The sequence below is a fragment of the Bacteroides sp. GM023 genome (genome assembly GCF_014750685.1).
Taxonomy (GTDB): Bacteria; Bacteroidota; Bacteroidia; order Bacteroidales; family Bacteroidaceae; genus Bacteroides.
This window is the reverse complement of record NZ_JAAXGE010000007.1, coordinates 1-12,622: the sequence shown is the minus strand read 5'-3', so window position 1 is coordinate 12,622 and position 12,622 is coordinate 1. Positions and strand designations below refer to the sequence as shown.

Sequence of the window (12,622 nt, the reverse complement as noted above, 5' to 3'; positions counted from 1 at the left end):
CTAAAACTAATAATTATGAGAAACATTTTTAAATCCTTATTAGTGATGTCTTGCATCACACTATTATTGTATTCTTGTGAGAATGAGATTGAAAGCGAAATGCAGTTTTCCACCGAAGGACTAAATTTATCACCAAAAACAAGAGCCTTGGAAACAGACAGTCTTGAGTCAGGAAGTTTAGAACCTTTTAAAATGACAAATGAATTAAAAGCATTAAAGGAAAGAATGATAGAATTGAAAAAGAAAAAGGCAAGGGTAGCTTCAAGCAATTATGACCAATACTTTTCAGGAAACATGTGGGCTATCAGAGAGCTACCTTTCACATTTAGCACTGATGGTCAATATCTATCAAGTACCGGAGCGGGACAAAAAGTTGTTTCTACGGGACGCAATGGAGGATTTGATGTACAATTCCATGTCCAAATACCACCATCAATAACTGGTATTCCCTATTTAATTTATTCAAACTATTCAGGAACACGTTTAGCTGTTGGTCATTATACAGATAATCCAAATGTCAAAATCCTACTTGCAATGAGTAATAATTCCACTGAAGGGGCTATGGATTCGTGGGATATTATACCTGCAACCAGTAATCCTGGAAAATATGTTATTCAAAATGAATTATATATTGGACAAGGGAGCAGTGGCTCATGGTGGGATATATTTAATTATGTAGTAGATATCAAAAGAGCAGCAGTAGGTTTTAGTAAATATACACAACTCACACACCAAGAATTTTCTATAACTCCTGATGTCCTATTCAAGTTGAAGAATCTAGAATTTATTAATTCCTATTCCGCGACAGTAACTCAAAGAGAAAATATTGCCATTCAACAAGCAACAACAAATTCATCATCACAATTAAGACGAGAAAATTTAGAATTTGAAAAAATTGTAGAAGAAGAGTCTTATTTTGAAGAAGAGAAAGGAATCGCATTTAGAGTCTCTGCTTCTGATTTAAAATTTGCCCGTCCCACAGTTACATTAGGTGAAATTGACCTTATTCCCAACATGCAGATACCAGCCGATACCAAATATGAGCGCAACGTACGCAAAGTGTTTGAAAGAAAATTGCACCAACTCGTACCAGTTGTAGTCAAGCCTCGCACTAAACTCGTAATGACATATTACTATAAAGTCTATGATGTATCAATAGACTATGTAGCTACTATTACTTATAATGATAGAGAAGCCAAACTGCCCGGACGTTGGAGCGGAAGAATATATGTAGACGAAATCTTTGAACCAGATTTTGAAGAAATAAACCTAGACACTCAACGAAGTGTAAAAGGAAAAGTCAATATCAGAAATGCAAATCAGTCATCACCAATCACATTCTAAAACCACATCAATATGAAAAATTTATTATCATTTTCACTTATTATACTGTTCGTTATGTCATGCAGCAATGAAGATGAGATTAGTGACCCTACATCATTATACGATCAAGATAATACAACATCAGAAATCATTTTGAAAGAGCGTGACCCAAATCTGCCTAGAGTTTGGTCAAAGAAAACAACGCCAAGAGCCAATACAAGAGCTTCATATACCGATGCTACAGATTTTCTAGGGAACTCTTATGCTATAGAAAACGGAACATCAATTATTGGGGACTTCTCTAATGCAAGATTTCCAATTGTAAATATGAAAAAATTACTTGAAAGATATCCCTCATACATAGTTGTCAAAGAGTTAAGGACAACATCAACAGAAGCTATGTCATACGCAAGTTTCGAGCGTTTAGAAACAACCTCATCATATACTAAAACCATAAAATCGGGATTTTCACTAAACATAGGGCCTTTCAAAATGGGAAGAACAAAAACCATAACCGATGTTTTCAAACATAACACAGATAATTCCCAACAAGCAGTACACGGTGAACTTAGTGTTGAAGTCATTAATGGAATGATATCCCTACAAACTGCCCCTAGTGCATTGAAAAGAATTTCAGCGGATTATTTAGATGAATTATTTGTAGATGCTCTTTATAATTCATCTATGGTTGAATTAATGCAAAGTTATGGGGAATTTGTCTTAACATGCTATTATACAGGAGGACGAGCTTCAGCTTTATATTATGGTCTTGATAAGAAAAGCACTGATTTCCAGAGTAAAGAACGTGATATGGATACATCAATAAATGCATCCTATTCATGGGATAAGAACTCTGTTTCAGGAGATTTTACTATCGGAACAAAAGATGGTAATTCATCCACAGCAAACGAAGCTTTCTCAGAATTACGTGTCTCTATTAAAACATTAGGTGGAGCCTATGGATACAACGTTGCAACACCTCCATATGACGTTAAAGCTGCTTCTATTAATTTAACGAGTTGGTTGCAGTCATTAAATGATTCGAGAACACATACCATGATTGATATTCAAGATGGTGGACTCTATCCCATATCAGACTTTATTCTAGAAGAAAATTTCAAGCAAAGATACAATGACACACATATGGAATTTCAATATCAAGAAGTTCTAGAAGAACCATATATTGAAATAATGAAAGTATATGTTCGCAAAAGTAGTTCGGGAGAAAAATTATATGATATTGTTCCTGTATTAAGTACAAGACAAGGAGACAAACTTATATTCTCAAACCCGAATGCAACCAATCAATCCGATGCTGAGTTAAAAGCAAACAGTATTATCACAACCTTTACGGAAAAAAGTAATGCTATAAAGGATGAAAAAAGTAAATATTATAAATTAGCAATTAAAGCAAACCCGAATAAGGTTATTAATCCTATTATCCAAACAACATTATCATTCCCAATAGACAATGTGAATGAAGCAGAAATGTACAAGTTCAAAAACCCAAATACAAATATTTGGTATATATACAATCCTAAATCTTTATATTGTTTCGCATACTACGATGATGACTATATTCTTGATGCATATGGGATTTATGAATGGGTTAACAACATACCAGTAAAATCGGTTTCTATGACAACTTTGTATCAAAGATACAGAATATTCGGTTTATAATGAAAATACTAATAGATATTCATCTATTAGAAAGAAAATCCTTTAACGGAAATACTCTGCATTATTTATTAATTCAAATTATCCGCTTATGAAAAAATTATTACTACCTTTGACATTCATGTTATTTTTCGGATTAGTAGTATCATCATGCTCTTCAGAAGACGATGTACTTCAAAAAGAAAATAACGAGCTGCCAAGTATTACTAGAAAAAGCAATGCAAAAGCCCATGAGGTTGGCATGAGATTATTAGAATCATTCGGTATGACGAAAACTCGTTCATTAAGTGTTAGTGACTATCCAGACTATTACGGAGGAAGTTATATTAACGAAGATGGAAAACTTATCGTTTTCCTCAAGGGAGATGTAGAAAATGCCAAAGCCACCCTTATAAAGTTGATTGGTGATAAGGATGTCACATATATAAAAGGCAATTATTCTTATACAGAGTTGAATAATGCTCTAACCAAAATCACTTTATTTATTGAAAGTAATAAAGATTCTCAGACTGCAAAGAATATAAAATATTATTACCTGAATGATTTTGAGAATAATGTCGTGGTAGAACTTAACAAGGCTAATGAAATGGGAATAAAAGAGTTTAAGACAGAAGTGATGAACTTTCCAGGAATTGTATTTAAGCAATGTACAAAAGAATTTAAAAATCATTCATTATCCCCAGGTAGTACTATAGGTACACCCAATGGTGTCGCATCAATGGGATATAGGGCTACTAGATTCAATGCAAAAGGTTTTGTCACTGCAGGACACGCGTATGACACAGGTGACCCGGCATATTATAACAATACATTAATCGGAAACTGTGATAATTCAATCCTAAGCGGTTCTGTCGACGCAGCATTCATTAGTGTCACAAGTTTCACCACCGTTCCCAATAATGGAGATCTTACTGGAGAAGAATATTACATTTGGGCAGGAGATAACGTTACCAAGCTAGGACAGACTATATCTCAATCTGAGGGTTATATTACAAGTACCAACGCAAATATAAATGCCGAGGGAATCAGCTATACAGACATGGGCGAAGCTACATATTTGAGTGCGCCCGGTGATAGTGGAGGGCCAGTATATCTTACAAGCAGTAAAAAAGTAGTAGGTATACACAAAGGAAGCGCAGCTTTTACATCAATATTTGTTAAGGTTGATAATATAGCATCAAAATTGAATGCTCATTTTTATTAATATTTATCAATGGATTAGATAAGTAAACTTATCTAATCCATTTCATATTTAATCTATGTTCAAATTAATATCTATATTAATAATTAATGGAATTGTTTTATTAATACTAATCAGTTGTCATAATAAAACAAATAATTCAAGAAACACCATAAACCTTGAATATGAAAATAGTACCGACTCTCTAAATTCACATAAAATGGATGCGTCACATTTCATCAATTCTATCGAACCTGGAGAAACTATTGTAGAAGAAAAACAAATGCAAGGCAAAGAGCTTATAAAAAGGATAAATGAGAAAATAAAAGTTAGCCTCTTATTACAAGACCCTTGTTCAAAGGATGGATTCTTGAAAACTGAAATTACAAATAATACAAATGATACAATTTTCTATATTAACAATATATTTTCATACTATAAGGAAAGTGATGATTCATGGCTTCCTCTAGTTTATCCAAATAATTATGTAAAAAATGACATTGGATACTCAATACCCTCCCAGAAAAGTATTCAAATCAAAATCTTTTTACCACCTCAAGAAGAATATCCTAAAGGAAAATACAAGCTACAATTACTATTTCGTAGTACTTCAAAAGATACTTACTATTACATTGATAAGTTCTTTTTAAGTACCACTCTCAAATAAATTATTAATTAAGTCAATCTATTTTAAAGAATTATGAATACGAAAAAAATTATTGGGATTTCTTTATTATCCCTTTGCACAGTATATTTCATAAGTTGTAGTGATGATGACACCCCAAATGACCCAACAGACACCATTACACTTAATATGCTTAATGAACACAACGGAAAAACCTTCCTAGGTGAATCAGGTGTTTATATCAATGAAGCTAATAATTTCATCGCCTCTTCTAATTTCATTTCTGATGTCGGAAATGGCTCAGGAGTCGGAGCAAACATTCCTCCCTCTTTAACCAATCTCACACACGAAGTAGCAGTAGTCCCCGGGCATATCTATCAGATTTTCGATAAACGCACACTTGTAGATTTCCCGTCAGGCAATCGCGCCATCCAAGTTGAGTCTAGTTACTACCAAGCCTATGTTGTATCCAAAATATCAAATGGCGATATTACCACCGGTGCTATTGTAAAATACATACCAGTAGTTCCTGAGAACAATAAATTGCCGCCATATGAGCATACTATTGGAAGTCTTCACTGCATAGGCGAAACGGTTGAATTAACATTACCCCGAAATTCTGAGTTTTTCTTAAAAGAGCATTCTGCAGGGAAAAAAGCATTAGATATAACATCCACCAATAACAAATTAACAATAACTCTAACTAAGACACCAGATATAGTCAGCGGGCCTTATGGAACCTATGAACTTTATATCCGCTTGAATAATGTTTTTACAATTGTGGAAGTTAACGTTAAATAAGCAATACGAATCAATAGTTGAATTAGAATGGTACGGTTTTGAATCAAATGCTTTTCGGCAAGGAATTCGAGCACTAAATTTAATTCCTAGCTCTGTATAAAGTAGCATCTTCGAGTGCATAAATTAATTCGTCGGACTATAGTGTATCTTTCGTCGGACTATAGTGCTTCGAAAGAGAGACTATAGTCAACTTTGCGTCGCACTATAGTCCGACGAATTAAATTGTGCATCCGAGGTGATTATATTTAGTATATCCCCGGAATAGTTATAGTACATAGAGGGAGTAATTATAATCTGCAAAAAATGAATATATTCATTTCTATACCGGTTTTACTCTAATTCAACTACTGATTCTCATAAGTAATAAAAAAGTTATTATCCGGTAAGACAATGGGATAAAGAACAAGAATAAACATCTGTTTAATTGTCGGATAGAAGAAAATAAGCTATTTTTGTTCTCAACATCAAAAAGAGCGGTTATGAATACAGAAATAAAGAAAATACCCTATGGAATGACGAACTTCGAGTCCATTATCTGTGATAACTATTACTATGTAGACAAGACACGCTATATTACCTTGGTAGAAAACACAAGCCGTTTTTTCTTCTTTGTCCGCCCCCGTCGTTTCGGGAAGAGCCTTTTTCTGAATATGCTCAGCCTTTATTACGATGTCAATAAGAAAGATAAGTTTGAGAATATCTTTGATGGGCTATATATAGGCAAGCATCCCACACCCAACCGTAACAAATATCTGGTATTAACACTCAATTTCAGTAGTATATCCACCAATATAGAACGCTTAGAAGAGACATTCAATACCTATTGCAAGTTAGTCATGACTGCATTTGCTAAAGATTATAGTGATATATTAGGAAAAGATATCGTAGAAGAAGTAAACCAATACAATACCGCAGATGCGATATTAGGATTCTTATGTCTGTCTGCAAAAAGTAAGGAACAAAAAATATACCTTATCCTTGATGAATATGATAACTTTGCCAATAATATTCTGGTAGATTATGGCAACGAGCGTTATCACGGCATTACACATGGAAGCGGATTCTTTCGAGGATTCCTCAAAGTAGTGAAGGATTATTCAAATTCAGTCATCGAACGTATTTTCCTCACCGGAGTCAGCCCCGTAACAATGGACGACCTTACCAGCGGATTCAACATTGCGGACAATTACAGCAGTAATTCGGTATTCAACAATATGATAGGTTTCAATGAATACGAGGTACGTGCCTTAATAGACTACTATCAAAACTGTATGAAGCTACCACACACTACAAATGAGTTGATAAACATCATGAAACCGTGGTATGACAATTATTGCTTCTCGACAAAATCACTAAATGAGCCGTCTATGTACAACTCGGATATGGTACTCTATTTCATGAACCGCTACTTGCTGAACAAACATATTCCCGACAATATGCTCGATGCAAACATTCGCACTGACTATAACAAGCTACGACATCTTATCCACGTAGACAGGACTTTCGGAGAAAATGCCAGTGTTGTTCAGGAGATTGTGGAAAAAGGCTCTACAACCGGAATTATTGCCGATAGCTTCCCGACTGAAGACATTATCAAAGCGAAGAATTTCAAGAGCCTGCTCTACTATTATGGCATGCTCACTATCAATGGTACACGAGGGCCGATGAATATACTATCTATCCCCAACCAAACTGTCCGCGAGCAACTCTACGGCTATATGACCGATATTTATCAACAAGCAACAGATCTCAGTCTGGATGTGGAAAAGTTAAATATCTTGATGTACGACATGGCTTACGAAGGTAATTGGAATCCTTACTTCAAATATATTGCCGAACGCTTGGCCAACCAAAGTAGTATTCGTGAGTTTATTGAAGGAGAAGCACATGTAAAAGCTTTCATACTCGCTTATTTAGGTCTAAATAGTTACTATATCGCCCGCCCCGAATATGAAAGCAACAAAGGATATGCGGATATTTTTCTGCAACCCCGCCTGTTGCAACTTCCCGACATGATGTACAGTTATTGCATTGAAGTGAAGTACGCCAAACGGGATGCTTCTGAGATAGAGATGGAAAAATTGCTAGCCGATGCCAACCTCCAACTGAAGCAATATGCGACAAGCGAATGGATTCTACAAGATAAGGGAGCCACAGAACTGAAAAGTATTATATTAGTATTTCAAGGTTGGCAATTGACAAAGGTGGAAGAGGTATAAACAAACTATAAGATATACCTAAGAAATATTCTGCGAGAATGAGGTATTGCGTCTGATGATGTAATACCTCATTCTCGAATATACCACTTCGTGATGCAGAAGAATAAAACAGGACTTCCTGCCTCACCTCGAAGTAGTCTTCTTAATCTTTCTCAACCGCAGGAAACCAAGATACAAAATAGCCAGAGCTAAGATAATCAGCCCACCTCTTATCAGCCAGAATGCAGTTGTCGTCTCTCCCCGACCAAGTTCATCTACAAAACCAAATTCTTCAGTGCAGCCGGATGCCTGACGTATCTGCTCATATAGCAACTTCATATCATAGTCCTGGTCTGTTGTAATAAAGAAATTGCCATTTTCTATTCTACAATTCACTAAAGGGGCTGTGAGAATGACGCCGTTAAATAGAAACGCGACATGTTTACCAATTGATTTCTCCGTTGCTTCCGCCCACACTTTTCTTCCGGATTCTGTCAGCCGGCCGAAGATACGGTAGGTTATGCTATCCGTCTCCGCACTCTGCGTTGAATCCAGTTTTAGTTTGGCGAAATCTTTAAGGGTTACGATGGGGGTGTCAGACAAGCTGTCAGTCTCCATATCAATCACGTAATACCAACCGTCAGGACGAACAATCTCATGGGTCGATGAAGAAAAGCTGCACCAAAGGAGCAATAGAAAGGAGGTAAATAAAAAGGTTCTCATACTATTTATTTTTTAAGTGATTATTACTGGGAATATCCTGTTAACGTTCCATTACTTAATGGTCGTGCATCGTCTTTACGAGTCTCTTCAGTTCTTTATTGGCTTCGAGCATCTTTTCGATTTTCCTGAACAGATGTCCGAATATAAAAACATCGAGAAGGGTGGCTAATGCCACAAAACCGACAATAATGCATCCCCAAAGCATATCAGCGTAGATGATAAACAATACAACTCCCGGGATGATAGCAATACAGACACAGATGTATCCCCAATAGAGCGAAGCCCTGTACTGTAAGATATAAAGTATCTGATGCTCCAAGTCGTACTTCATGCATCCTGCCTGCCTCAGCTTATAATATTGGAATACGTTTACTCCAAAAGCCGTCAGGATAATGATAGAGATTGGCACATCTAAAATCGTCAGATAGAAAGGCTCCACTAGAAAAGATAAGCATAGATTCAGGAGCAATAAGAACAGAATCCCCAGGGAAATGCCTTCATACCATAACAACTTCTTATAATTGGTCATTCTCTTTTTAGCGAGCATCTGTTCTATCTGCCGGCTTTCAACAAGTGCCTGTTCATTAACCTTATCATTGAATTTGCCCCACGCTTTCTTTAAATCATCAAGTTCCATATCGTCATTCATTTATTGGTTAGACATCTTTTTCAATTTCTCTTTGATGCGATGGAGACGGATTGCCACATTATTGCGGCTCACCCCTACAATCTCGGCTATCTCATCATAATTTTTCTCATCCAGCCAAAGCATGATGTACATTTTGTCCACGCTATCCAACCGGTGTATAAGCTGGTACATCTGTTTCAGGAATTCATCATGCTCGCAATCGTCCAGTATATCTATGTCCTGTTTGAGAGGCACATAGTCATAGTTCCTTTTCTTCCGGAAACCGGTGATGCAAGTGTTGAGCGCAACCCGGTAGATCCATGTACTCACACTACTGTTACCTTTAAAAGACGGCCATGCCTTCCACAGATTAAGAACAACATCCTGATACAAGTCATTTATATCATCATTGTCATTCGCATACATGAAACATACCTTATAAATGATACGCTTGTTTTGCAGCAGTATGTCTATAAATTCTTTATTGTCATTCATCTTTTGAAGGTATTTGTCCCGTTAGTCGTCAAAATAATCATTTAGTTACAAATAAAAGACACAAATATGTAGTTTTTTCATTCTCTATATATAATAAGGTATATGTGAAAACATGTCCGTCAGCTTTCTTGCAGAAGAGAGAAAAATTTTCATTCATAAAGAAGGTATTTATTTTATTGAATATCAGCGCATAATAAGATATCAATAGAAGAAAGGTGAAATTTTCTTCTATTTTTTTTCGCTAATTGTTTGTCAGTTTAAAAAAAGTTCCTACCTTTGCATCCGCAATCGAGAAACAAACACTGGTTCAAGAAAGCAAAAGCAGAAATGCAACAATAGGATGGCCCGTTCGTCTATCGGTTAGGACGCAAGATTTTCATTCTTGAAAGGGGGGTTCGACTCCCCCACGGGCTACAAGTTAAAAGAATAAAAGAACTAAAAAAACAGATTAGTCGAGATGGCAAATCATAAATCATCACTGAAAAGAATCAGACAAGAAGAGACTAGAAGACTTCACAACAGATATTATGGCAAGACCATGAGAAACGCTGTTAGAAAGCTTCGCGCAACTACTGATAAAGCAGAAGCAGTTGCAATGTATCCGGGCATTACAAAGATGTTGGATAAGTTAGCTAAAACAAATGTGATTCACAAGAATAAAGCTAGCAATCTGAAATCTAAGTTGGCTCTCTATATCAACAAGCTCGCTTAATAACAAGAATTTAACAATTCTACTATAGCATCAGGCTGAACTTCAGAAGTTCGGCCTTTCTTGTTTATAAACACTTGAATATCAGTTCTGTTAAGAAAGCAGAGAATCCACTTTCATTCGTCATTTTTCACCATTTATTCTTCGCCAAGTCGACAATTTTCACTATATTTGCTCTGTTATTAAAGTTAGAAAGGCAATTATGAGCGAAGAACAAATCACTCCCAATAACGGGTCTTATTCTGCGGATAGTATCCAAGTATTGGAAGGTCTTGAAGCAGTAAGAAAACGCCCTGCGATGTACATCGGTGACATCAGCGTAAAGGGACTTCACCACTTGGTATACGAAATCGTTGACAACTCTATCGACGAAGCATTGGCCGGCTATTGCGACCATATCGAAGTGACAATCAACGAAGACAATTCAATCACAGTACAGGACAACGGACGCGGTATTCCGGTTGACTATCATGAAAAGGAAAAGAAGTCGGCCCTGGAAGTTGCCATGACCGTACTGCATGCCGGAGGTAAATTCGACAAAGGATCTTATAAAGTTTCCGGAGGTTTGCACGGTGTAGGTATGTCTTGTGTGAACGCGCTGTCTGCTCACATGACGACGCAAGTATTCCGTGGTGGCAAAACTTATCAGCAGGAGTACGAAATAGGTAAACCGCTTTACTCTGTAAAAGAGATCGGTACTGCCGAAATCACGGGAACTCGTCAGCAGTTCTGGCCGGACGACACTATCTTCACGGAAACTGTATATGATTACAAGATTCTGGCTTCACGTCTACGTGAGCTGGCTTATTTGAATGCAGGTCTCGCTATCTCCCTGACCGATCGCCGGGTAGTAAATGAGGACGGCAGCTTCAAGAGCGAGCAGTTCTATTCGGAAGAAGGTTTGAGAGAATTCGTACGTTTCATCGAGTCTTCACGCGAACACTTGATTAATGACGTTATCTATCTGAGCACAGAGAAGCAGGGAATTCCTATCGAAGTGGCTATCATGTACAATACAGGATTCTCTGAAAACGTTCACTCGTACGTTAACAATATCAACACGATAGAAGGTGGTACGCATCTGGCAGGTTTCCGCCGTGCACTGACTCGTACGCTGAAGAAGTATGCCGAGGACAGCAAGATGCTGGAAAAGGTGAAAGTGGAAATCTCAGGAGATGACTTCCGCGAAGGTTTGACCGCCGTTATTTCTGTAAAAGTAGCTGAACCGCAGTTTGAAGGACAGACTAAGACTAAGTTGGGTAACAACGAAGTGATGGGTGCTGTGGATCAGGCAGTAGGTGAAGTTTTAGCATATTATCTGGAAGAACACCCGAAGGAAGCGAAGATTATCGTTGACAAGGTGATCCTGGCCGCTACTGCACGTCACGCTGCCCGGAAAGCCCGTGAAATGGTGCAACGCAAGTCTCCGATGTCAGGTGGCGGTTTGCCGGGTAAGTTGGCGGACTGTTCGGATAAGGACGCAACCAAGTGCGAGTTGTTCCTCGTCGAGGGTGACTCGGCAGGTGGTACTGCCAAGCAGGGACGTAACCGTATGTTTCAGGCTATCCTTCCGTTGCGCGGTAAGATTCTGAACGTAGAGAAGGCTATGTATCACAAGGCTTTGGAAAGCGATGAAATCCGTAATATCTATACAGCTCTGGGCGTTACTATCGGAACTGAAGAGGATAGCAAAGAAGCGAACATTGCAAAACTTCGCTATCACAAGATTATCATCATGACCGATGCCGACGTCGATGGTTCCCACATCGACACATTGATTATGACGTTCTTCTTCCGTTATATGCCGCAGATTATTCAGAACGGTTATCTGTACATTGCTACTCCGCCGCTTTATCTCTGCAAGAAGGGTAAAGTTGAAGAGTATTGCTGGACAGATGCCCAACGCCAGAAGTTTATCGATACGTATGGTGGCGGTTCTGAAAACGCTGTTCATACTCAACGCTACAAAGGTTTGGGTGAAATGAACGCCCAGCAATTGTGGGAAACGACTATGGACCCCGAAAACCGTATGCTGAAACAGGTAAATATCGACAACGCAGCAGAAGCCGATTATGTATTCTCCATGTTGATGGGGGAAGACGTAGGACCGCGCCGCGAATTTATTGAAGAGAATGCAACGTATGCAAATATCGATGCATAATTATTATATTACGTTTTTATAAACCAACCTCACATCTTACAATCGAGTAGGAGGAAAATAAAAGTAGTTTTCTTCCTACTTTCATTTTCCGACCTCTCACAC

General features: G+C 37.6%; 11 protein-coding genes and 1 tRNA gene. 9 read left to right on the top strand and 3 right to left on the bottom strand.

Going from position 1 to position 12,622, the window contains the following annotated elements:
- Positions 1 to 15: 15 nt before the first annotated feature.
- The 6 genes from HC965_RS15610 (at position 16) to HC965_RS15585 (ending at position 7,825) form a co-directional block, all read left to right on the top strand.
- Positions 16 to 1,344, top strand: a complete 1,329-nt coding sequence (locus HC965_RS15610) for a hypothetical protein (RefSeq protein ID WP_191032333.1) — start codon at positions 16 to 18, stop codon at positions 1,342 to 1,344.
- A 12-nt stretch (positions 1,345 to 1,356) separates the two neighbouring features.
- Entirely contained in the window at positions 1,357 to 3,003 is a 1,647-nt protein-coding gene (locus HC965_RS15605) for an MAC/perforin domain-containing protein (RefSeq protein WP_191032332.1), read from the top strand.
- A gap of 88 nt (positions 3,004 to 3,091) precedes the next feature.
- A complete protein-coding gene (locus HC965_RS15600) occupies positions 3,092 to 4,204 on the top strand; it encodes a hypothetical protein (protein ID WP_191032331.1) in 1,113 nt (370 codons plus the stop codon).
- Between the two features lie 55 nt (positions 4,205 to 4,259).
- Positions 4,260 to 4,847 carry an immunoglobulin-like domain-containing protein gene (locus tag HC965_RS15595; protein ID WP_191032330.1) on the top strand — a complete coding sequence of 196 codons (588 nt, stop codon included), beginning with the start codon at positions 4,260 to 4,262 and terminating at the stop codon, positions 4,845 to 4,847.
- A gap of 33 nt (positions 4,848 to 4,880) precedes the next feature.
- Positions 4,881 to 5,606, top strand: coding sequence for a DUF5036 family protein (locus HC965_RS15590; RefSeq protein ID WP_191032329.1), 726 nt, complete (start codon positions 4,881 to 4,883; stop codon positions 5,604 to 5,606).
- Between the two features lie 479 nt (positions 5,607 to 6,085).
- Entirely contained in the window at positions 6,086 to 7,825 is a 1,740-nt protein-coding gene (locus HC965_RS15585; protein ID WP_191032328.1) for an AAA family ATPase, read from the top strand.
- Positions 7,826 to 7,948: 123 nt separating this feature from the next.
- On the opposite strand, the gene HC965_RS15580 is transcribed toward HC965_RS15585, so the two are convergent.
- From HC965_RS15580 to HC965_RS15570, 3 genes are read right to left on the bottom strand one after another with little or no spacing between them, the layout of a single operon-like run.
- The gene (locus HC965_RS15580; RefSeq protein ID WP_191032327.1) at positions 7,949 to 8,527 is read right to left on the bottom strand and encodes a hypothetical protein; all 579 of its coding nucleotides are present in this window, start codon (positions 8,525 to 8,527) and stop codon (positions 7,949 to 7,951) included.
- A 55-nt stretch (positions 8,528 to 8,582) separates the two neighbouring features.
- Entirely contained in the window at positions 8,583 to 9,164 is a 582-nt protein-coding gene (locus HC965_RS15575) for a hypothetical protein (protein WP_191032326.1), read from the bottom strand.
- 12 nt (positions 9,165 to 9,176) lie between these two features.
- Entirely contained in the window at positions 9,177 to 9,650 is a 474-nt protein-coding gene (locus HC965_RS15570; RefSeq protein ID WP_191032325.1) for an RNA polymerase sigma factor, read from the bottom strand.
- 342 nt (positions 9,651 to 9,992) lie between these two features.
- Between HC965_RS15570 and HC965_RS15565 the strand changes: the two genes are divergently transcribed.
- The 3 genes from HC965_RS15565 to gyrB all read left to right on the top strand — a co-directional run bounded on the left by HC965_RS15565 (position 9,993) and on the right by gyrB (position 12,520).
- Positions 9,993 to 10,064 (top strand) — tRNA-Glu (locus HC965_RS15565).
- Positions 10,065 to 10,107: 43 nt separating this feature from the next.
- Positions 10,108 to 10,362 carry a 30S ribosomal protein S20 gene (rpsT, locus tag HC965_RS15560; RefSeq protein WP_167961350.1) on the top strand — a complete coding sequence of 85 codons (255 nt, stop codon included), beginning with the start codon at positions 10,108 to 10,110 and terminating at the stop codon, positions 10,360 to 10,362.
- Positions 10,363 to 10,561: 199 nt separating this feature from the next.
- Positions 10,562 to 12,520 (top strand): DNA topoisomerase (ATP-hydrolyzing) subunit B, encoded by a 1,959-nt coding sequence (gene gyrB / locus HC965_RS15555; protein WP_191032324.1) that lies wholly within the window; start codon positions 10,562 to 10,564, stop codon positions 12,518 to 12,520.
- The last annotated feature ends 102 nt before the right edge of the window (positions 12,521 to 12,622 follow it).

What these genes read in the sequence shown, in the direction of transcription:
- HC965_RS15610 (WP_191032333.1), top strand. Translation starts at nt 16, where the DNA reads ATGAGAAACATTTTTAAATCCTTATTAGTGATGTCTTGCATCACACTA.
- HC965_RS15605 (WP_191032332.1), top strand. Translation starts at nt 1,357, where the DNA reads ATGAAAAATTTATTATCATTTTCACTTATTATACTGTTCGTTATGTCA.
- HC965_RS15600 (WP_191032331.1), top strand. Translation starts at nt 3,092, where the DNA reads ATGAAAAAATTATTACTACCTTTGACATTCATGTTATTTTTCGGATTA.
- HC965_RS15595 (WP_191032330.1), top strand. Translation starts at nt 4,260, where the DNA reads ATGTTCAAATTAATATCTATATTAATAATTAATGGAATTGTTTTATTA.
- HC965_RS15590 (WP_191032329.1), top strand. Translation starts at nt 4,881, where the DNA reads ATGAATACGAAAAAAATTATTGGGATTTCTTTATTATCCCTTTGCACA.
- HC965_RS15585 (WP_191032328.1), top strand. Translation starts at nt 6,086, where the DNA reads ATGAATACAGAAATAAAGAAAATACCCTATGGAATGACGAACTTCGAG.
- HC965_RS15580 (WP_191032327.1), bottom strand. Translation starts at nt 8,527, where the DNA reads ATGAGAACCTTTTTATTTACCTCCTTTCTATTGCTCCTTTGGTGCAGC.
- HC965_RS15575 (WP_191032326.1), bottom strand. Translation starts at nt 9,164, where the DNA reads ATGGAACTTGATGATTTAAAGAAAGCGTGGGGCAAATTCAATGATAAG.
- HC965_RS15570 (WP_191032325.1), bottom strand. Translation starts at nt 9,650, where the DNA reads ATGAATGACAATAAAGAATTTATAGACATACTGCTGCAAAACAAGCGT.
- rpsT (WP_167961350.1), top strand. Translation starts at nt 10,108, where the DNA reads ATGGCAAATCATAAATCATCACTGAAAAGAATCAGACAAGAAGAGACT.
- gyrB (WP_191032324.1), top strand. Translation starts at nt 10,562, where the DNA reads ATGAGCGAAGAACAAATCACTCCCAATAACGGGTCTTATTCTGCGGAT.